Annotated in this window: 16 protein-coding genes and 1 pseudogene; 6 read left to right on the top strand and 11 right to left on the bottom strand. The window is 67.0% G+C overall.

Annotation, left to right across the window (positions count from 1 at the left end; all coding sequences use genetic code 11):
* Positions 1 to 202: 202 nt before the first annotated feature.
* Positions 203 to 3601 (bottom strand): Rne/Rng family ribonuclease, encoded by a 3399-nt coding sequence (locus ACT3S2_RS10575; RefSeq protein WP_444561677.1) that lies wholly within the window; start codon positions 3599 to 3601, stop codon positions 203 to 205.
* Positions 3602 to 3977: 376 nt separating this feature from the next.
* Positions 3978 to 5588, bottom strand: coding sequence for a peptide chain release factor 3 (locus ACT3S2_RS10570; protein WP_444553655.1), 1611 nt, complete (start codon positions 5586 to 5588; stop codon positions 3978 to 3980).
* Positions 5589 to 5707: 119 nt separating this feature from the next.
* On the opposite strand from ACT3S2_RS10570, the gene ACT3S2_RS10565 reads away from it, so the two are divergent.
* Entirely contained in the window at positions 5708 to 6355 is a 648-nt protein-coding gene (locus ACT3S2_RS10565) for a vitamin K epoxide reductase family protein (RefSeq protein WP_444553656.1), read from the top strand.
* Positions 6356 to 6440: 85 nt separating this feature from the next.
* Here ACT3S2_RS10565 and ndk read toward each other — a convergent pair whose 3' ends face one another.
* The 4 genes from ndk to ileS are packed head-to-tail and all read right to left on the bottom strand — an operon-like array spanning position 6441 to position 11971.
* Positions 6441 to 6857 carry a nucleoside-diphosphate kinase gene (gene ndk, locus ACT3S2_RS10560; RefSeq protein WP_444553657.1) on the bottom strand — a complete coding sequence of 139 codons (417 nt, stop codon included), beginning with the start codon at positions 6855 to 6857 and terminating at the stop codon, positions 6441 to 6443.
* Between the two features lie 40 nt (positions 6858 to 6897).
* Positions 6898 to 7344 carry a DUF4233 domain-containing protein gene (locus tag ACT3S2_RS10555; RefSeq protein ID WP_444553658.1) on the bottom strand — a complete coding sequence of 149 codons (447 nt, stop codon included), beginning with the start codon at positions 7342 to 7344 and terminating at the stop codon, positions 6898 to 6900.
* Positions 7345 to 7351: 7 nt separating this feature from the next.
* Complete coding sequence (locus tag ACT3S2_RS10550) at positions 7352 to 8713, bottom strand: bifunctional folylpolyglutamate synthase/dihydrofolate synthase (RefSeq protein WP_444553659.1); 1362 nt, start codon at positions 8711 to 8713, stop codon at positions 7352 to 7354.
* Complete coding sequence (ileS, locus tag ACT3S2_RS10545) at positions 8714 to 11971, bottom strand: isoleucine--tRNA ligase (RefSeq protein ID WP_444553660.1); 3258 nt, start codon at positions 11969 to 11971, stop codon at positions 8714 to 8716.
* A gap of 357 nt (positions 11972 to 12328) precedes the next feature.
* Here ileS and ACT3S2_RS10540 point away from each other — a divergent pair, with 357 nt between their 5' ends.
* The 3 genes and pseudogenes from ACT3S2_RS10540 (at position 12329) to ACT3S2_RS10530 (ending at position 14130) form a co-directional block, all read left to right on the top strand.
* The gene (locus tag ACT3S2_RS10540) at positions 12329 to 12676 is read left to right on the top strand and encodes a PadR family transcriptional regulator (protein ID WP_444553661.1); all 348 of its coding nucleotides are present in this window, start codon (positions 12329 to 12331) and stop codon (positions 12674 to 12676) included.
* Complete coding sequence (locus ACT3S2_RS10535; protein ID WP_444553662.1) at positions 12673 to 13218, top strand: hypothetical protein; 546 nt, start codon at positions 12673 to 12675, stop codon at positions 13216 to 13218. Before ACT3S2_RS10540 ends, ACT3S2_RS10535 begins: the two co-directional genes overlap by 4 nt.
* A gap of 171 nt (positions 13219 to 13389) precedes the next feature.
* Positions 13390 to 14130 (top strand): annotated as a pseudogene (locus ACT3S2_RS10530) (SDR family NAD(P)-dependent oxidoreductase).
* Between the two features lie 13 nt (positions 14131 to 14143).
* Here the strand turns inward: ACT3S2_RS10530 and ACT3S2_RS10525 are convergent.
* Genes ACT3S2_RS10525 through ACT3S2_RS10515 form a run of 3 tightly spaced genes read right to left on the bottom strand, consistent with a single transcriptional unit; the run spans position 14144 to position 17265 of the window.
* Complete coding sequence (locus tag ACT3S2_RS10525) at positions 14144 to 15046, bottom strand: aminoglycoside phosphotransferase family protein (protein WP_444553663.1); 903 nt, start codon at positions 15044 to 15046, stop codon at positions 14144 to 14146.
* 29 nt (positions 15047 to 15075) lie between these two features.
* On the bottom strand, positions 15076 to 15588 hold the full coding sequence (locus tag ACT3S2_RS10520) for a hypothetical protein (RefSeq protein WP_444553664.1): 513 nt from the start codon (positions 15586 to 15588) through the stop codon (positions 15076 to 15078).
* Positions 15589 to 15639: 51 nt separating this feature from the next.
* A complete protein-coding gene (locus ACT3S2_RS10515) occupies positions 15640 to 17265 on the bottom strand; it encodes an amidohydrolase (protein WP_444561676.1) in 1626 nt (541 codons plus the stop codon).
* Positions 17266 to 17344: 79 nt separating this feature from the next.
* Between ACT3S2_RS10515 and ACT3S2_RS10510 the strand changes: the two genes are divergently transcribed.
* A complete protein-coding gene (locus tag ACT3S2_RS10510; protein WP_444553666.1) occupies positions 17345 to 18172 on the top strand; it encodes a hydrolase in 828 nt (275 codons plus the stop codon).
* Between the two features lie 30 nt (positions 18173 to 18202).
* On the opposite strand, the gene ACT3S2_RS10505 is transcribed toward ACT3S2_RS10510, so the two are convergent.
* Positions 18203 to 18886 (bottom strand): hypothetical protein, encoded by a 684-nt coding sequence (locus ACT3S2_RS10505; protein ID WP_444561675.1) that lies wholly within the window; start codon positions 18884 to 18886, stop codon positions 18203 to 18205.
* A 108-nt stretch (positions 18887 to 18994) separates the two neighbouring features.
* Between ACT3S2_RS10505 and ACT3S2_RS10500 the strand changes: the two genes are divergently transcribed.
* Complete coding sequence (locus tag ACT3S2_RS10500) at positions 18995 to 19348, top strand: serine/threonine protein phosphatase (RefSeq protein WP_444553668.1); 354 nt, start codon at positions 18995 to 18997, stop codon at positions 19346 to 19348.
* 10 nt (positions 19349 to 19358) lie between these two features.
* Here the strand turns inward: ACT3S2_RS10500 and ACT3S2_RS10495 are convergent, their stop codons facing one another.
* Positions 19359 to 20876 carry an FAD-dependent oxidoreductase gene (locus tag ACT3S2_RS10495; RefSeq protein WP_444553669.1) on the bottom strand — a complete coding sequence of 506 codons (1518 nt, stop codon included), beginning with the start codon at positions 20874 to 20876 and terminating at the stop codon, positions 19359 to 19361.
* Positions 20877 to 20887: the final 11 nt, after the last annotated feature.

Raw genomic sequence — 20887 nt, 5'->3', positions numbered from 1 at the left:
GTCAAGACCCCCGGGAGGGTGAAGCACCTTTTAACGGTACCTTCCCGACCCGCGGACCGCGAACGGCGGGCCTTCCCCTGTGTCCCGGCCCCGCAGTGGTTCCGCCGCAAGGCAGGGGCGGGAACGCGTGGGGGCGGGACCCGATCGACCGGGTCCCGCCCCACGCATGGTTCCTGCCGACGAGCAGCCTCGTCCGATCCGGTTACAGCTCGGAGGCCGGTACCCCGACGCCGAACATCATCGGCGCGTCCTCGGAGGCCTTCTTCTTCGCTTCCGGTTCCGACTGCTCGAGCTTGGCCACGTGGCTGGTGCCTGCGGCAGGGGTCGACGCCGTGGCCTCCACCCGCTCGATCGGCGTGTTCGCGCTCCCCTGGGCGCTGGATGCCGCCCGGCTGCGCCGTGGACGGCGTGCCGGGGTGCTGGTGGCCGGCGGCGTTGCGGCCACGGCGGAGGAACGCTCCTGCGCCGGTGCCGACGCCACTGTAGCCGGTTCCTGCTTGGCCACGGCAGCCGGTTCCTGCTTGGCCGCGGGAGCCGGTTCGTGATCGGCTTCCCGGGACGGCTCAGGGGTGCCGCCGAAGGCGGCGCTCAAGGATTCCAGCGTCAGATCGGGGGTCTGCGTGGGCGCCGTGGCCCGGCGGCTGCGACGGGCGCCCGGCAGACGGACTTCCTCTCCCGCGATGCTCACCACGGGACCTTCCCCATCAGTCCCGGCCTCCGCCGTCGCGTCATGGCCTGGGCCCTGACCGGACTGCGTTGATCCGGGGCCCTGCTCGCGGCTGGAGGCGGCGGTGGAGGTGCCTGCGGTGTCCCCAGGCTGCTCCCCCGACCCGCTGGTGGGCGACATTTCGGCCGAGCCGGCACGACCACGTCCGCGTGAGCGCCCGCGTCCACGACGGCGCGAACCGGAGTCGGAGCCATCCTGCCCGTCGGTGCCCCCCTGGCCGGACGCGGCGGAGGTCCCGGCGTCGTGCCCGTCCCGCTGCTTCGTCTCCCCGGTCTGCTCGTGGGACGCCTGGGTGGCGGCGGCGATGGAAGCCAACGCGGCCCGGGTGGTTTCGGCCTTGGCCTCCGCCTCCGGGTCGTGCTTCTTCGGCTCCGGTGCCGACTGCTCGGGGGTCTGCTCGGTGCCTGCTCCCCCGCCCTTGCCGTGGCGGTTCCCGCGTGGCTTGCGCTCGTTGCGCTTCTGGTTGTTCTGGTCTTGCTGCTGGTTCGACGCCCGGCGATGTTCGACCGGTTCGTCATGGGTGACCACGCCGCGGCCGTTGCAGGCTTCACAGTTTTCGCTGAAGACCTCCAGCAGTCCGGTGCCCATGCGCTTGCGCGTCATCTGCACCAGGCCCAGCGAGGTGACTTCGGCGACCTGGTGTTTGGTCCGATCCCGGCCCAGGCACTCGACGAGCCGGCGCAGGACCAGATCCCGGTTGGCTTCGAGGACCATGTCGATGAAGTCGATGACGATGATCCCGCCGATATCGCGCAGCCGCAGCTGACGGACGATCTCCTCGGCGGCTTCGAGGTTATTCTTGGTCACCGTTTCCTCGAGGTTGCCGCCACTGCCGGTGAACTTGCCGGTGTTCACGTCCACCACGGTCATGGCTTCGGTCCGGTCGATGACCAGTGAGCCGCCCGAGGGCAGGAAGACCTTGCGGTCCAGGGCCTTGTGGATCTGTTCCTCCAGCCGGCGGGCGGCGAAGATGTCCTCGTCGCTCGTCCACTTCTCCAGGCGGTCCAACAGGTCCGGCGCCACGTAGGTCACGTAGGCCTCGATGGTGTCCCAGGCGTGTTCGCCGGAGACGATCAGCTTGGAGAAGTCCTCGTTGAAGACGTCGCGGACGACTTTGATGGTCAGATCCGGTTCCGCGTACAGCAGCTCGGGCGGGGTGGTCTTCGTCGAGGTGGACTTCGCCTCGATCTCCTCCCACTGGGCGCGCAGCCGGTTGATGTCGTTCATCAACTCCTGCTCGCTGGCCCCTTCGGCGGCGGTGCGCACGATGACCCCGGCGTTCTGCGGCAGGTGGTCCTTGAGGATCTTCTTCAGGCGGTTGCGTTCCACGTCGGGCAGCTTGCGTGAGATGCCGGTCATCGACCCGCTGGGCACATAGACCAGGTAGCGTCCGGGCAGGGAGATCTGGCTGGTCAGCCGGGCCCCCTTATGGCCGACCGGGTCCTTGGTGACCTGCACCAGCACCGGGTCCCCCGACTTCAGCGCATGCTCGATGCGCCGCGGCTGTCCCTCGAGCCCGGCCACATCCCAGTTGACCTCCCCGGCATAGAGCACGGCGTTGCGGCCACGGCCGATGTCGATGAAGGCGGCCTCCATGGAGGGCAGGACGTTCTGCACCTTGCCCACATAGACGTTGCCGATCAGCGAATCCTGCTGCGTCTTGGAAACGAAGTGCTCGGCCAGGACCCCGTCTTCCAGGACGCCGATCTGGATGCGCTCATCACGCTGGCGGACCACCATCTGCCGGTCCACCGATTCGCGGCGGGCCAGGAACTCGGCTTCGGTGATGACATGGCGTCGACGACCGGAGTCGCGGGAATCACGACGGCGCTGGCGTTTGGCCTCGAGCCGGGTGGAACCCTTGACGCTGGTGACCTTGTTCGACGGTGCCGGATCTGCGGCGGCCCGGGGGCCACGCACCCGGGTGACCGTGTTGGGCGGGTCGTCGTCGTTGCCGCCACTGAGTTCCAGGTCCGAGTCCCCGCGCCGACGACGCCGGCGGCGCCGTGAGCTGGTGCCGGCCTCCTCGGTCGAGTCCCCCGCCTCGGGCCCCTCGTCGCGGTTCTGTGCGTCGTCGCGGGAGCGGGAGCGGTTGCGGCGGCTGGTCCGGTTGCCCGAACCGCTGTCGTGGCTCTCCTCGGAGCCGGGCTCCTCCGCGGACCGCGCCTCGGGGGCGGCGGTGGCCAGATCGGGGGCCTGGAAGAGGACGGAGATCGCCGAGTCGGGGACGGCGAACGGATCCGCCGGAGTGGCTGTTTCGTCGCTGGTTTCGGCGGCCGGCTCACCGGGAGCCTCCGCGGCAGGTGCGGCGGTGCCGGTTTCCTCTGCCGTGGTGGTCTTCGGGCTGGCCGCGGCGGCGCGGGATTTGCGCGCCGGTGCCTTGCGCGCCCCGGTGCTCTTTGCCGGGGTCTTCGCTGCTTCCGGGCTCTCGGCGGCGGGGTCGGCGGAAGCGTCGCCGCCGGTTTCGGTGGCCACGGTCTGCTCGGCGTCCGCGGTGGTGGACGCGGCGGTCTTGCGGGTGCGGGGGGCCCTGGCTGGTTTCTTGGGCAGTTCGGCGTCGGCGTCCGGTCCGGCCGTCTGGGTGGCCTCGTCCTCGCTGGCTGCCGTGGCGGCCGGTTTGCGGGTCCGGGGTGCCCGGGTGGTCTTCTTGGCCGGTGCGGTGGCGGGCTCTTCCGCAGTGGCGGCGGCTTCGGGCTCCGGCTCGCTGGCGGCGGCGGTGGCCGGTTTGCGGGTGGTGGCCCGTTTGCGCGGTGCGCGTTTGGCCGGTGCCGGCGTCTGGGGGGCCTCGGCGGTCTCGGTGGTGGCGGCGGTGTCGTCATTCATCGGAAGGGACGACTGCGCCGGCCCATTCAGCTCTTCGTTCGTTGCTTCCATGAAAGGCCATGCTCCTAGCCGGAGTACCCTCCACAGCCGGGACGCCGGCGATCGGTTCGGGAACCGCGGCCTCGTCGGCCTTCCGATCCCCGGAAGTCAGTTTTCATATTTCCCGAGGTGTACCAACGTCGGCGGGTACGGCGGCCCGGGAAACCAACCCAGTTCCCCGGGCGAGCCGCTTTCTGTTGCGGCGACCGTCCGCGGTTTTCATCCGCCGGCATCAGGGTCGATGCCTACGGTGATCCATCGCGTGAGGGCCCGGAATCCTGTAGTTGGGTTGGAAACAAACTGTGGATTCGCCACCAACCACTGCCATTGTCTCATACGCGTCGAATCCCGAGTCGGTGGCCGGCGCCGGCGGATCATCCCAAAGGGCTCAGACGGCGGCGTCCTGGTCGACACCGATCCGGGTCAAGGGCAGGTCCGGGTGGTTCTTCGTCACCCGACGCAGCGCCCACACGTCGTTGAACAACGCCAGGTACTCGCCGTCGGAACGGATGATCACCTCGACACCCCGGACCGGCGCCAGCGCCGTCACCGCCTCCTTGGTGGTCAATCGCGCCAACGAGTACCCCAGGGCCTCCATCCGCATGGGGGCGTTGAAGTCCTGGGCCATCCTGTCTTCGACGACCTCGAACTGCATCGGTCCCACGGCCGCCAGCACCGGCGCCTGATCGCCCCGCCGGTCCGAACGCAGCACCTGGATGATGCCCTCGTGCTCGAGCTGGTCGATCCCCCGGCGGAACTGCTTATACCGGCTGGGATCCTTTGCGTGGGCCACCCGGAAGTGCTCCGGGCTGAAGTAGGGAATGGGCGGGTAGGTGACCGGCGCGTCCTCATAGAGGCTGTCCCCGACCCGCAGGGCCGAGGCGTTGACCAGTCCCACGACGTCCCCGGGCCACGCCTGGTCGATCACTTCGCGGTCCCGACCGAACAGATGCTGGGCATACTTGGTGGCGAACGGCTTTCCGGTATTGGCGTGGGTGACCACCATGCCGCGTTCGAAGATCCCCGAGCAGACACGGATGAAGGCCACATGGTCGCGGTGGGCCTGGTTCATGCCGGCCTGGACCTTGAAGACGAAGCCGGAGAAGGGGGCATCGACCGGTCGGACTTCCCCGTCGGCGTCGGCGCGCGGGGCGGCCGAGGGGGCCAGGTCCACCAGGGTGTCCAGGATCTGCCGGACCCCGAAGTTCTGTGCCGCCGAGGAGTAGAGCACCGGGGTCGCCGTCCCGGCATGGAAGCTCTCCAGGTCGAACCCTCCCGGGCTTTCGAGCAGCGACGCCTCATCCAGGGCGTCGGACCACAGTTGCCCTTCGGCCTCCAGGGCCTGTTCGGGGGTGAAATGTTCCTCCAGGGCCAGGGAGGCCCCGCTGGAATTACGGGTGAAGCGGACGTATTCGTTCTTGCGCAGGTCTGCGACGCCGTGGAATTCCCCGGCGATGCCTACCGCCCAGGTCAACGGCATGGGCCGTAATCCGGTGCGTTCGGTGATCTCGTCCATCAGCTCCAGGGATTCCAGCCCGGGGCGGTCCCATTTGTTGATCACGGTGATGATCGGCAGATTCCGTTGCCGGCAGACCTCGAAGAGCTTCATGGTCTGCACTTCCAGGCCCTTGGCCGCATCGATGAGCATCACCGCGCAGTCCACGGCGGCCAGCACCCGGTAGGTGTCCTCCGAGAAGTCCGCGTGGCCGGGGGTGTCGACCAGGTTGATCACCGTGTCTCGGTACTCGAACTGCAGGGCGGTGGAGCTGATCGAGATCCCGCGGTCCTTCTCCATCTGCATCCAGTCCGAGACGGTGTCCTTGCGGTTGGACTTGCCGTTGGTGGCCCCGGCGGTCCCGATCACCCGGGCGTGGAGGGCCAACGCTTCGGTGAGCGTGGATTTGCCCGCATCCGGGTGCGAGATCACCGCAAAGGTACGACGGCGGGAGGACTGGTCGATGATCCGGGGATCGGCGGCCTGGGTTGGAATCTGCGACACTACACTTCTCTCACGTTGGCGAACCAGACAAGTCTACCGTCCATGCCCCGGGCCCCGGGCCTAGAATCGAAGTGGATGGCGGCAACCGCCGCCGCCCCGATCGACCCGAGGAGCCCCGCGTGGCCCAGCATGCCCCGAACAGGAACGAACCGGTCCCCGCCGTGAGCCCCGCGGCCGAGGGGGCCCTTCCCGGTTACGCCCGGGAACCGGTGTTCGGGTGGATCCTGGCCATCACCGGTTTCGTGTCCTGGATCGCGTCCTCGGCGCTGACGCTCGAACGGCTGGAGATCTACAAGGACCCGGACTACGTCACCTCCTGCGACATGAATCCCTTCGTCTCCTGCGGCAGCGTCATGCGGACGGCCCAGGCGGCACTGTTCGGCTTCCCCAACCCGCTGATCGGCGTCGCCGGCTTCGCGGTGGTCACCACGATCGGCATCACGCTCATCGCCGGGGCCCGGCTGCCCCGCTGGTATTACGTGGGTCTGCAGGTCGGGGTCACCCTGGCCATGGCGATGATCGGGTGGCTGTGGTTCCAGGCCCTCTACGTCATCGGGATCCTCTGCCCGTACTGCATGGTCGTCTGGGCCATGATGATCGTCCTGTTCACCTACACCACCGTCAGGAACATCAGCCACGGGGTCGTTCCCGCACCCGCCGGGCTGCGCCGGTTCCTGGCCGAATGGCACTGGGTGATCGCCGCGTTGATCGTCTTGTTGTGTGCCGGGTCGATCCTGGTCACGTTCGCCAAGGTGTTCTTCGGATAGAGCGCCGCCGCCCTGGCCGGACGACGTCGGCCGCCGCTCCCCCGGCAGGGGTGCGGCGGCCGACGTCGTGGGAGGGTGGAAGGTGCTAGGAGAACCAGATCCCGATCTCGCGTTCGGCCGACTCGACGGAGTCGGAACCGTGCACCAGGTTCTGCTGGACCTTCACGCCCCAGTCGCGGCCGAGGTCACCGCGGATGGTGCCGGGGGCGGCAGCCGTCGGCTCGGTGGCCCCTGCCAGGGAGCGGAAGCCTTCGATGACGCGTTCGCCTTCGAAGATGGCGGCCACGACCGGACCGGAGAGCATGAATTCCACGAGCGGCTCGTAGAACGGCTTGCCGACGTGCTCCTCGTAGTGCGCCTCGAGTATCCCGCGGGTGGCCTGGACCTGCTTGAGTTCGACCAGGCGGTAGCCCTTGGCCTCGACGCGGGACAGGATGGTGCCGGTGAGCTGGCGCTTCACGCCATCGGGCTTGACCAGGACAAGGGTGCGTTCTGTGGACACGGTGGTGCTCCTTCTATGCTGCGTGGGGTCGGTGACCAGTCTAGTGGTCGGTTTCGGGCTCGGGGTTCGCGGCTTCCCATTCGGCCTGGCGCCGGTCCCGTTCGGCGTTCTCCAGATCGATGGTCCGGCCCTTGGTGACGGCGTACCACCAGCACAAGGCGAACAGGACCCCGATGACGAACATCGAGGTGTCCACGAATCCGAGCAGGATCAGCAGGATCTGGACGATCCAGCCGATCCAGTAGCCCAGGGGTTTGGTCAGGAAGGCGCAGGCGATGATGCACACGGCCATGATCCATCCGCCGGTCAAGAAGATCAGCAGCGGGTCGATCGTGTCCCGGTAGAGCCCGAAGACCGCCAAGGTGGCGAACAACGCGACACCGGCTTCGAGCACCAGGACCGTGGAGGCGAAGAGCACCCGGGTGGAGCGGCGCTTCTTCTTCATCCCGGGGCGCCACTCGCGCTGGGCTTTGGTCATGCGTGCCATGGGGTGCTTACTTTCCTAACAGGGTGCGTGCTTCGCCAACGACGGTAATCGATCCGGTGATCAGGACGCCACCGGTGAGTTCCTCGCTGGATTCGGAGCGCCCGATCGCCCATTCCAGGGCGTCGTCGAGACGATCGGTGACGTGGATGCCGGCATCGCTGAACCCGGCCTTCAGGGCCAGCTCCCCCAGTTCTTCGGCCGGGATGGACCGGGGGGAGGTGGACTGGGTCAGGCAGATGTCCTGGACGAGTTCCCCGTATTGCAGATACAGCTCGTCGAGCATCGCCGGGGCATCCTTTTCGGCCAGGATCCCCACCACCAGCACCAGGGCGCTGAAGTCGAAGGCCTCCTTCACCGCCTGCGCCGAGACGGCCAGGCCCGCGGGGTTGTGTCCGGCGTCGACCAGGACGGTCGGGGCCGAACGCACCAGTTCCAGCCGTCCCGGGCTGGAGACGTTCCCGAAGGCCAGCTGGACCAGATCCTCTTCCAGTGCCTTCTCCCCGCCCCCGAGGAAGGCCTCCATCGCAGCCACGGCGACGGCGGCGTTCTGCCCCTGGTGGGCCCCGTGCAACGGCAGCGCCAGATCCTCATAGCGTCCGGCAATGCCCTGGATCGTCAGCGACTGCCCGCCGACGGCCAGCTGGCGGGACTCCACGCCGAACTCCACGCCTTCGAAGCGGAAGGGGACCCCGGTGTCGCGGGCGGCCTCCAGGAGGACCTGGGCCGCTTCGGGCTCCTGGGCCGAGGAGATCAGGAATCCTCCGGCCTTGATGATGCCCGCCTTTTCCAGGGCGATCTCGTGCACGGTGTCCCCGAGCAGGTCGGTGTGGTCCAGGGAGATCGGGGTGATGACCGAGACCTGCCCGTCGGCCACGTTGGTGGCATCGGTGATCCCGCCCAGGCCGACCTCGATGACGGCGACGTCCACGGGGGCGTCGGCGAAGACCGCGAAGCACAGGATCGTCAGGGCCTCGAAGTAGGTCAGCGGGTTCTGACCGGCCTCCTCCAGTTCGGCGTCGACGATTCCCAGGAACGGCCGGATCTCATCCCAGTTGCGCACGAAGTCCTCGTCGGAGACCGGTTCCCCGTCGATGCTGATGCGTTCGGTCACGCTGGACAGATGCGGGCTGGTGTACCGGCCGACCCGCAGGTCGTGGGCCAGGACCAGTTGTTCGATGATCCGTGCGGTGGAGGTCTTGCCGTTGGTTCCGGTCACATGGATGATCGGCATCGCCCTGTTGGGCTCGCCGAGGACCTCCATGGCCCGGAACATCGGGGCCATGCGCGGCTCCATCTTGTTCTCGGGCGCGCGGCCCAATAGTTCGGCGTAGACGCTTTGGACCGAGAACTCGTCGTGGTCGGGGCTCATTCAGGCAACCGTCCGTTCTACCGAGATGGTGGTGTCGACATCGCCGGGGATCAGTTCCAGATCGAGGGTCAGGGTTTCGTGCTTGACCAGCTCGGCGTTGGCGTGCAGGGCGTCGATGATGTCCTGCGGGGCATTGATGGTGGTGAGGATCCGATCACTGACGTGCAGATCGGCGTCCTTGCGGGCCTGCTGGATCGACCGGACCATGTCCCGGGCGGTGCCTTCGGCCTCGAGTTCGGCGGTGACCTCGGTGTTCAGGACCACGAAGCCTCCCCCGGGGAGCATCGAGACGGCGGTGGACCCGTTGTCGTCCCCGTCGGCGACCACCGTCTCCAGGGTGTATTCGCCGTCTTGCAGCTCCAGTCCGCCCGAGGTGACGACCCCGTCGGTCAGTGACCAGTGGCCCGTTTTGGAGCCCTTGATGGCGACCTGGACGTTCTTGCCCAGCCGGGGTCCCGCGGCCCGGGCGTTGACGACCAGCTTCTGCTCGATCCCGAATTCCTCCGGGGAGGCGTCGGCGGCGTCGACCAGCCGGACGTGGCGCAGGTTCAGTTCATCGGCGATGACCTCGGTTCCGGATTCCAATTCGGAGGAGGCGGGAACGACGACGGTGAGCTCCTGCAGCGGCAACCGCACCCGTAGCTTGGCGGCCTTGCGCAGGCTGGAGCCCGTCGAGCAGACCTGCCGGATCCTGTCCATGCGGGCCACCAGCTCCGGATCCGCGGCGAAGGTGCCGGTTTCGGGCCAGTCGGTCAGGTGGACCGAACGCCCGCCGGTCAGACCACGCCAGATCTCTTCGGTGATCAGCGGCAGCAGCGGTGCGGCGACCCGGCAGAGGGCTTCCAGCGCCGTGTACAGGGCGTCGAAGGCATCGGTGTCCTCGGCGAAGAAGCGGTCGCGGCTGCGCCTGACGTACCAGTTGGTGAGCATGTCCAGGTAGTGCCGCAGCCCGTCGCAGGCCCCGGAGACGTCGTAGGCGTCCATATGGGCGCCGATCTCCGCCACCAGCTGACCCGTGTTGGCCAGCAGGTACTGGTCCAGCGTGTCGGTGTACCCGTCATACCGCAGCTTCGCCTCGTAGCCGGCCCCGGAGTTCGCGGAGTTGGTGTAGAGGGTGAAGAAGCTGTAGACGTTCCACAACGGCAGGATGACCTGGCGGACCCCGTCGCGGATCCCTTGTTCGGTGACCACCAGGTTCCCGCCGCGCAGGATCGGGCTGGACATCAGGAACCAGCGCATCGCATCGGAGCCGTCACGGTCCAGGACCTCGTTGACGTCGGGGAAGTTATGCAGTGACTTGGACATCTTCTGTCCGTCCGAGCCCAGCACGATCCCGTGGCTGATCACGTTGCGGAAGGCCGGGCGGTCGAACAACGCCGTGGACAACACGTGGAGCATGTAGAACCAGCCGCGCGTCTGTCCGATGTATTCGACGATGAAATCCGCCGGGCTGTGGGTGGAGAACCAGTCCTTGTTCTCGAACGGGTAGTGCACCTGCCCGTAGGGCATGGATCCGGAGTCGAACCAGACGTCCAGCACGTCCTCGACCCGGCGCATGGTGGATCCGCCGGTGGGGTCGTCCGGGTTGGGCCGGGTCAGTTCGTCGATGAACGGACGGTGCAGATCGACCTCGCCCTCGTGGTTCACCGGCAGCCGGCCGAAGGCCTCTTCCATTTCGGCCAGCGAACCGTAGACGTCGGTGCGCGGGTAATCGGGGTTGTCCGAGACCCAGACGGGGATCGGGCTGCCCCAGTAGCGGTTGCGGGAGATGGACCAGTCACGGGCGTTTTCCAGCCACTTGCCGAACTGTCCGTCCTTCACGTTGGAGGGGATCCAGTTGATCTGCTGGTTCAGTTCGCTCATCCGCTCCTTGAACTGGGTCACCTCGACGTACCAGGAGGAGATGGCCCGGTAGATCAGCGGGGTGCGGCAGCGCCAGCAATGCGGGTAGGAGTGCACGTAGCTGGCCTGGCGGACCAGCCGGGCCGAGGACTTCAGGTCAGCGATGATGGCCTTATTCGCGTCGAAGACCTGGACGCCGGCGATATCGGCCAACGGGCCTCCGGCGAAGAGCGGCAGGAACTTGGCGCCCTCATCGACCGAGAGGACCACGGGGATCCCGTTGGCCTCGCAGATCTTCTGGTCCTCCTCGCCGTAGGCGGGAGCCTGGTGGACGATGCCGGTGCCGTCGGTGGTGGTGACGTAGTCGGCGACCAGGATCCGCCAGGACTTCGCGGTGCCGTAGGTCTCGTCGTCGGCGAAGTAATCCCAGAGCCGCTCGTATTCCAGCCCCTCCAATTCGGAGCCGCGGTAGGTGGCGGTGACTGCTTCGGCGGCGGACGCCGCGTCCTCGTACCCCAGGTCCTTGGCGTAGGCCCCGAGCAGATCCGAGGCCAGCATGAAGGACTCCCCCGCCGCACTGGTTCCGGCAGGTCCTGCGGGCACCACGACGTAGTAGACCTCGGGTCCCACGGCGAGGGCCTGGTTGGTGGGCAGGGTCCAGGGGGTGGTGGTCCAGGCGATTGCCTGGGTTCCCGCCAGCTGCCGGGAGATCTCGCTCTCTCCGGCCAAGATGCCGAAGGTGACCGTGACGGTCTGGTCCTGGCGGTCCTTGTAGACGTCCTCGTCCATGCGCAGCTCGTGGTTGGACAGCGGGGTTTCGTCCTTCCAGCAATACGGCAGCACCCGGTAGCCGTTATAGGTCAGGCCCTGGGTGTGCAGCTGCTTGAAGGCCCAGAGGACCGATTCCATGTAGTCGACGTTCAGCGTCTTGTAGTCGTTGTCGAAGTCCACCCAGCGGGCCTGGCGGGTGACGTATTCCTGCCATTCGCCGGCATACTTCATGACCGAGGAACGGCAGGCGTCGTTGAACTTGTCGATGCCCATGGCCTCGATCTGCTGCTTATCGGTCATGCCCAGCTGCTTCATCGCCTCCAGTTCGGCGGGCAGTCCGTGGGTATCCCAGCCGAAGCGGCGCTCCACGCGTTTGCCACGCTGGGTCTGGTAGCGCGCAACGAGGTCCTTCACATAGCCGGTGAGCAGGTGGCCGTAGTGCGGAAGTCCGTTGGCAAAGGGGGGACCGTCATAGAAGACGAATTCATTGGACCCGTCGGTGCCGGCGGGTCGGGCGTCGATGGAGGCCTGGAAGGTGTGGTCCTCGTCCCAGTACTTCAGTACGCGTTCCTCGATCTCGGGGAACCGCGGCGAGGCGGGCGTGACGTTCTGCGGATCGGTGGAGGCCTTGGGGTACAAACTCATCAGCGGCAGTCCTGGCATCGGTTCGGCGTCGGGTCACAACGCCTGGTGTTCTCGATGCGGGGACGATTCCCGGCATTCGGTTGCCGGTTCTCGCGGTACCACCCCGCTTGTCCGCGGGCCCTCCGGAGAGAGGACTGCGCGAACCGCTCGCACTGGGCTTTCACGCGCCCAACCGCCCGGTTCTACTGGGTCCGCACGGGGCGGACCGTTCTTCCGGAAGCTCACCGGTGATGGCCGGGTCGTTGCTGGTGGGACCAGTCTAGCGGATACCACGGCGGTGGCGCTCGCCCCGTGCACCAGGAGAAGCATCCTGGTTCGGACGTTCCCTCAGGCCACTATTCATGATTCACTACTAGTATGAGTAGAACAGATGCGCAACGAGACGGGCAGCTCCTGCGCGGGGCTCTGCCCTTATTGATCCTCACCTTGCTCTCCGAGCGGGAGTCCTACGGCTATGAACTCGTCGAGCGTCTGAGCGCCTTGGGCCTGCAGGCAGGTACCGGACTGGTCTATCCCGCGTTGAGCAGGATGGAACGCGATGGGCTCCTGGCCGCATACACCGCCGCCTCCAGCCAGGGGCCTCCACGGAAGTACTTCGGGCTGACCGCTGCGGGAGAACACCAACGCAACGATTCCCACCAGCAATGGAAACACCTCCAACGAGCGGTCCAGGACGCGCTCACCTCGACAGGAGAGCTGCGATGAACGATCTCCACGACACCGACACCACTGCGCGTCGCTCCATGATGGACCGGCTACGCATCGATCTCTATCTGATGCGGCTGGACTGGCATTTGGAAGGCGGCCTGCCCGGAGCCGGCCGCAAGAACGTGATCCGGTCCCTCCGCGATGACCTGCTGGTCGAGCCACGCAGCACCGGCGCGGCGTTGCGCGACCTCGGCCCCGCCTCCGGCCTGGCGGCCCGCTACGGTGACGAAGGAATGAAACGACCCCTCTGGTCCATCGGCATCATCACCGCAGGCGCCGCCCTCCTGGTCTACTGGGCCCTCTTCCTCTCCTACGTCTGGGGCATGCTCGCTGCAGTCGATGATGCCGGAGCCCAGCAAGCCCATTCCGCGTTCCTCTTCCTGGTCCCGGTCACCGCCTTCGACACCGAAGCCGGCGTGGGGATCGGCTGGAGCAGCGGACTCGCATGGCTCGTCGTACCACTGGTCATCACCCTGCTCGCCTTCGCCCTCGGGGCCCACCTCTGGCGCCTGACCCGCCGACGCAACAGAAGGGGATGACACAAAACCCCTGACCACCAGCTCATTCCACCCTGCGCCCGTCCCCACGCACCCGTACCGGTTTGCGTCGCCGGGGGGACAGGAGTGGAATGAGGCCAGGACCCCAGGGAAGGCACTGGCCTTCCCGACCGGGTCCCAATCAGTCCTCCCCCTCTATCGAAGGAGCACGAGATGGGTTTGCTGGATCACAAGGTCGCGTTGATCACCGGAGGCGCACAAGGCATGGGTGCCTCGCATGTGCGCAAATTCGTCGAGGAAGGTGCGCGGGTCGTCATTGCCGACATCCTGGTCGAAAAGGGCCAGTCGCTGGCCGACGAGCTCGGCGACGTCGCCGCCTTCGTCGAACTCGATGTGACCCAGGCAGCTGCCTGGGACCAGGTGATTGCCCGGACGGAATCGACGTTCGGGCCGGTGGACATCCTGGTCAATAATGCCGGGATCGACGTGATGAAGAAATTCGTGGACTTCACCGAAGCGGACGTCCAGAAGATGTTCGAGGTGAATTTCTTCAGCCAGTTCCATGGCATGCAGAAGATCCTCCCCTCGATGCAGAAGGCAGGGGGAGGTTCGATCGTGAACATCTCCTCCGACGAAGGCCTGCGTCCCACCGCCGGCAATGCCGTCTACAGCGCCTCCAAGTTCGCCGTGACCGGGCTGACCAAGGCCGTCGCCTAGGAGTATGCCGAATTCGGGATCCGCGTGAACACGGTCCATCCCGGGGCCATCAAGACCCCCGGCATCGAACCGGAGAACATCAAGAAGGTCATCGAGGACTTCATGGAGAAGATCCCGATGAAGCGCATCAGCGACTCCGAGGAGGTCTCCAATCTGGTGGCCTTCGTCGCCTCCGACCGGGCCAGCTACTCGACGGGCGTCGAATTCATTGCCGACGGCGGAATCATGGCCACCTGATCCGTGCGGGCCTTCAGCGTGCCCCAACCTCGGGATCGTCCAAGAGGCGTTCCACCGTGCTGTGGCCCAACCCAGCCATCGCCGGGTTGGACCGTTGGTAGTACCAGACCAGCCCCATGGCCTGCTGGAAGGCCCAGGCTGCCCCGCGCTGCCATTCGACGTCGCTGCTTCCCAGGCCCTCCTTGAAGGTCGTCCGTGCCGGCCGTCCCAGCAGGTGCCAGGCGGCAACCAGATCGAGGGACGGATCGGCGGGGGCGAACCCTCCGCCGTCCAGGACTCCGGCCAGGCGCCCCCCGTCCACGAGGAGGTTGGCCGGGGTCAGGTCGCCATGGCTCATCGTGTCGTTGCCTCCGGCCGGAAGTCCGCGGAAACCGGCCCACATCCAGCGCAGCCGGGGAACGTCAAGCAGGCCGGCACTCCGGGTGAAGCAGTGCTCCATCCATTCGTCGTGATCAGGCAGGGCTCCCCCACGTCCACGTCCATTGAAGCTCCGGCCGTCCAGGTCGGTCGCCCGGAGGGCCTGGATGAACCGGACGAGGTCGGCGGCGAACTTCGGGGAGTCCGAGACCATCGTGGGGGTGGCGACGTGTCCGGGTATCCAGGTCTGGAGCGTGAACGGCAGGGGGTAGGACTTGTCGGGCCGGCCCAGACCGACGCAGGTCGGTGTCGGCACGGGGCTGCGCCCCGCGAGTTCGCCCATGGCATCGGCATCGGTACTCAGGGATTCGGCCAGTTCGGCCGGGTCGGATTCGTGGAGCGGGAAGCGGGCGGCCAGCAGGTCGCCGACGCGGAAGATGGCATTGACGGTTCCCGTGCTGGGAAGAAACCTGATGGGTTCGCTCCTCAGGTGTGGAAATTGTTGGCGGATCAAGGCCTGGGCAGTGGGAACGTCGATCGGAATCTGGTCGTGGCGCACGGATCCTCCTTGACCTGAGCTGGTCGGTTTCAATGGAGGAAGACCTTCAAGCCCACGATCAGCAGCCCCAACAGTGCCGTGCCGCCGGAGACCACCAGACGCACCCGGACCGTCGGGGCCCAGCGCAGGGACGAAAGATATCCCACCACCCCGAGTAGAACGACGTTGACCCACAATGCCGTCCACAGCGCCACCTCGTCGCTGATGACCCCCAGGACCCCCAGCAGCAGGACGCCCAGGGGAATGACGGCGGCCAGGAGCAACCCCGCCGAGTGGCGCCAGGCATGGCTGAGTTCGCCTCGAAAGCTGGCCTGGCCCGGTTCGCTCTGGTTCAGGTGCGCCACGCAGACGGCGAAGAGGTGGGCCGCCCAAAAGACGACCACCGTGCCGAGCACCTTGAAGAAATTCTCCGCCGAGGTGTCGCCGTACCTGCCCATGACAATGAGCATCGCGGAGACCACGATGAGCCCATATACGGAGGACTCGAACGAGAAGCCGGGGCGCCGGGTCCAGGTCCCGCTGCTCCCGGGTTTCTTCATCATGATGACAGTATCCCGAACAGACCGCCCCCGAACCAGAGGCAGCGGGACCCACTAGCCGAAACGCACCGCCCCGGCCAGACGGGTCTGGACCACGGCGATGTCCTGGATGCGGGTGGGATCCACCGCCGTCGGATCCTGATCCAGCACCACCAGGTCCGCATATTTTCCGACCTCGATCGAACCGGTGACGTCATCGGCCCGGCACTGCCAGGCGGCGTCGATGGTCACGGCCCGCAAGGCCGCTTCGACGCTGATGCGCTCGCCGGGGTTCAACACTTCCCCGCCTTCGGCCATGATGCGGGTGACCGCATCCTGGACGTAGCGCAGCGGTTCCAACGGGGTGACGTTCCAGTCGCTGTGCAGCGAGATGCGCAGGCCACCAGCCAGCGCCGAGGCGCAGGGGTCGTAGAAGTCGGCGCGTTCGGGGCCCAGCAACCGTTCACGGAACGCCCGGCCCCACCATCTGACGTGGCCGATCAGGAACGACGGCGAAATCCCGGCAGCTGCCATGCGGGCGATGTGTTCGGGACGGGTGAGACTGCAGTGTTCGATCCGGTGCCGGTGGTCGGGGCGCGGGTCGGAGGCCAACGCCTGCTCGAAGGCCTCCAGGGTCGTGTCGATGGCTGCATCACCATTGGCATGGACACCGATCTGCCAACCGTCCCGATGGGCCCGGGACACCACAGCCGCCAGTTCCGCCGGCGAATGGTTCAGGGCCCCGCGGCTGGTCTGGCCCAGATAGGGTTTGCGTTGGAATCCGGTACCCGCCTGGTTGGACCCATCCGACCACGCCTTGATGCCGTCGACCCGGAACAGATCGTCCCCGTCCCCCGGGCGGATCCCCTTCGCCATCCAGTCGTCATAGCAGCTCGAGACCAACATCCCCCGGTATCTGACCGGGGAGTCGTCGTCGAGCACCGTACGCAGCACGTCCAGATCCGACGTTCCGTCGATGGAGCCGATACCGCAGTCGTGCAGCAGGGTGACCCCTTGGCTGGCAGCCTGCCAAAGCAGATCGCGGATCCGCCCGGCCAGTGCCTCGCCGGTGGCAAAGGGAAGCCCTGCCCCGAACGCGGCCAGGGCAGAGGATTCCTCCAGCCGGCCGGTCGGCTCACCCTGGGCGTCGCGGGTATAGCGGCCCGCCGGTGGATCCGCGGTGTTGCGGTCGATACCGGCCCGGGCGAGGGCCGCGGAGTTGGCGTAGGCGATATGCCCGTTGCTTTCCAACACCAGCGCCGGAGCATGCGGAACGAGTCGGTCCAGTTCATGGCGGTCCAGCATCGGGTGGCCGGCGGTGATGCTCGGGTCGAATTGCTGGGCCAACACCCAACCGGTCGACGCCGGGATGGCCTCGCGCAGTGCGATAAAAACGTCGTCCGCGGTGGGACAGGTCATGGGGCTCACATCGGCCCAGTCGGCCAACTGGACCATGGAGGAATGCATATGCGGGTCGATCAACCCCGGCAGCAACGCCCTGCCCTCGAGATCGACCTGTTCGGTCCCTGCCCCGATCAGCGAAGAGAGTTCCTCGATGGAGCCCACGGCCAGGATGCGCCCATGCCCCACTGCCACCGCTTCGGCCCGCGGCCTCTGCGCGTCCATGGTCAGGATCGTCCCGCCGGAGAAGAACAGGTCGGCGTGCTGGTGGGTGGCCTGCGAATCAGTGGCTTCAGACATGTCCCCGATGATAGACCCGCCCGGCTTCGGCCCGGCGAGCCCTTGACGTGTCACCGGTTGAGCACCGAAGAATGGGTCCATGACCATCTGGATCTGTGCGACCTGCGGTATCGGGCACCCCGATACCGGGGCCCCGCCGTCGTCCTGCGCCATCTGCCTGGACGAGAGGCAATATGTTCCGGCCACCGGGCAGCGGTGGACCCATCAGCGAGAACTCTCGGCCGACGGCCACCGGATGCGGATCGAGCCCCTCGAACCGGGGTTGCACGGGTTGTCGGTGGTCCCCCGGTTTGCGATCGGCCAGCGGGGGCTGCTGGTGTGCACCCCGGCAGGGAACCTCTTATGGGAGCCTCCGGGATATCTCGACGAGGAGACCCTGGCTGCCGTCGAGGCGCTGGGAGGGGTGGCGGCGATCTCCGCCAGCCATCCCCATCTGACCGGGGCCTGCATCCAATGGAGCCATGCCTTCGACCGGGCCCCGGTGTGGGTGGCCTCTGCCGACCGGGCCTGGATCCGCCGCCCCGATCCGGTCATCGAGCTCTGGGCCGGAGTGCATGAGGTGTTGCCGGGATTGACGATGATCCAGTGCGGCGGCCATTTTGCGGGCAGTGCGGTGGTGCACTGGGACGCCGGGGCGGGTGGGAAGGGAGCCATGCTCAGCGGGGACACGATCCAGATCGGTGCCGACCGGGCCTCGGTGAGCGCCATGCGCAGCTATCCCAACAACATTCCGTTGCCGGCCCGTTCCATCCGCCGGATCCTTGAGGCCACCGCGGTCTATGACTATGACCGGCTCTACAGCGCCTTCGCCGTCATCGAGCAGGGGGCCAAACCGTTGGTGGAAGCCTCACTGTCCAGGTATATGGAGTGGATCCAGGGCCACGTCCCGGACGAACCGGAGCGGTAGCAGGCACCGGCCCCGGCCGCGGAGGGCGCACTATTTACGTGAGATGACGTCCCCGCTGTTGATGATGACGAATTCATGGTCCTGGGTCAGCAGGTTCAGGTAACCGGAATCGACGCTGAGGACGTAGGCGGTCAGCGGCCCGTCGGTGGTTTCAATATGTTCCTGCGGAACCCAGGGGGTCTGGACGAATGCGGCGACCAGCAGCAGGGAGAGCCCCGACACCCAGCCCACGCTGGCCATGGCCTTGGCGAACGCGCGGCGCACCGGGTTCTGCGGGGAAAGTATCCGGATCAGGGCGAAGAGTCCGAAGACCGCAGCCACCGCGACGGGAAGCCACCAGATCTTGAAGGACACCGTCAGCGCGGCCAGGGTCACCAGGGCCAGCGTGGTGGCCAACAGCACCACCGGGCGTCGGCCCAACGGGGACCACACGTAGGTGGCCAACAGCAGTGGCAGGATCACGATCATCAGGTAGGTGACCAGCAGGTGTCCGGCCATCAGCGAACCGAACAGCAGGGCCAGGCCGTCACTCAACCCCAGCGTCGTACTGACCGCGAAGGCCGTGTTCCAGTCGTAGCCGGACACCGCGAAGATCCGCAGGACCAGAAAGACGAATCCACCGGCGGCGGCGGGGGCGACGCTTCCTGCGTACCGGTGGGCGATCTCTGCCGGCCGTGACTCGTCGAGGGGCGGCTTCGGGTTTTCGGCGGTCATCCCTCGAGGCTACTTCTCCCCCGCGATGCCTGCCGTGGGGCCGCGCCGCAGGGCAGGCTTTCCACCACGGCCCCCTTCTCCCGCCCAACGCCCCGATAGGGTGGCTGCATGAGTGAAGACGTGGTGTTTCCGCATACCCGGGATGGCGACAACGAGAAATTGGGCTACCTGAAGATGACGGAGGAAGGGTTCGTACCCATCGACCTGTTGTGGAACGAACTCGACGCGGCCATGGAACTGACCGCGGCCGAAGCCCGCCTCGAGGAGCCGGGGCTGCAGTATCTGGCGGAGGACTGGTGGCTCGATATCGACGACCATCCTGAACGGGTCAAGGTCAGCATCCGGGAAGTGTCGATGGAGCGGGTCGTGGTGGCCAATGCCGACTTCGGGTATCCGGCAGACATCGGCTTCGAGTTCATCCTGGCCAATCCCACGCCCCGGCTCCATCCCGCCGCCTCCTAGCTGAACGGCTTCAGGCCAAGGCACCCACCTCCGCGCGGCGGCGCTCGCCGTCGATGGTGGAGGCCTCCACCATGGCCTCCCGGTCGACGACCTTGATGCGTTCACGGGCCACCGGCCCCGCGGCGGTGGCCACTGGTCCGGCGGCCTCCCCCAGGGCCCGTTCATGGCGATCAAGGGCGACCCATCCTTCCCAGCCGGTGAACTCCACCCCTCGGGCGGCCAGCAGTCGGGGCACCGCCGCGGGGTCGGGGACGACGGCGGCCGGAAGGTTGGCCAGGTCCTCGAGCAGGAGCGTGATGGTCTCCAGGGCATCGCCCTTGGTATGGCCGATCAGGCCCACCGGACCGCGCTTGATCCACCCGGTGGCATATAGCCCCACCACGTGGTCTCCGGCCTCGTCCAGGACCCGTCCGCCGGCATTGGGGATGACCCCGTGGCTCCCGTCGTAGGCCAGTTCGGGCAGGGCCGAGCCGAAGTAGCCGATGGCCCGGTAGACGGCCTGGACCCCGTAGTCCACGATTTCCCCGGTCCCGCGCACGTTGCCGGTCCCGTCCAGTTCCTGGCGTTCGAACCGGATGGCTTCCACGGACCCGTTGGACCCGGTGATCTCCACCGGGGCGTGCAGGAAGTGCAGATGCAACCGCCGCGAGGCCGGGGTCCGAGTCCCGGCGTCCTCGGCCTCCTCCCGGTCCTCTTGCTCGACCAACCAGTTGGTGAGTGTATTGACCATCGTCTTGGCCTGGTTGTTCGTCTTGATCGCCTCATCGGAGGCATCGTCGAATTCGAAGTCCTCCGGGTAGAGGACGATGTCCACATCCCTCGAATGTGAGAGTTCGCGCAACTCCAACGGGGTGAACTTCACCTGGGCGGGGCCCCGCCGGCCGAAGATATGCACGTCGGTCACCGGTGAGGCGGCCAGGCCCGCATGGACGTTGTCCGGGATCTCGGTGACCAGCAGGTCCTCGGGATGCTTGGAGAGCATCCGGGCGACGTCCAGGGCGACGTTGCCGTTGCCGATGACCGCGATCTGCTGCGCGTCCAGGGGCCAGGTCCGCGGCACATCGGGGTGCCCGTCGTACCAGGACACGAAGTCCGCGGCCCCGTAGGCGCCCTCGAGGTCCATGCCCGGGATGTTCAGGTCGGCGTCCTTGATCGCCCCGGTGGCGAAGATGACCGCGTCGTAGTGGGTTTCCAGGTCCGTCAGGCTCAGATCGGTGCCGTACTCCACGTTCCCGAAGAAACGGATGTCCCCCCGGTCCAGGACCTTATGCAGTGCCTTCACGATGCCCTTGATCCGCGGATGGTCAGGGGCCACCCCGTAGCGGATCAGCCCATAGGGTGCCGGGTACCGGTCGAAGAGGTCGATGGATACGGTCAAGGCCCCGGAGCTCACCGGGCCGCTTTTGGTCAGCAGATCGGCGGCGTAGACGCCGGCCGGGCCGGCGCCGATGATCGCGACCCGTAACTGGCTGGCATCCAACGGGTGGGGCGGGGACGGTGTGGGACGGGGATGGTCTTCAGTGGTCATGGTTCTCCTTG

Source organism: Arthrobacter sp. AOP36-A1-22, from assembly GCF_052377615.1.
In the GTDB taxonomy this organism is placed as follows: Bacteria; Actinomycetota; Actinomycetes; order Actinomycetales; family Micrococcaceae; genus Arthrobacter_H.
The sequence above is the reverse complement of the archived record's forward strand: the minus strand, read 5'-3'. Positions and strand labels throughout refer to the sequence as shown.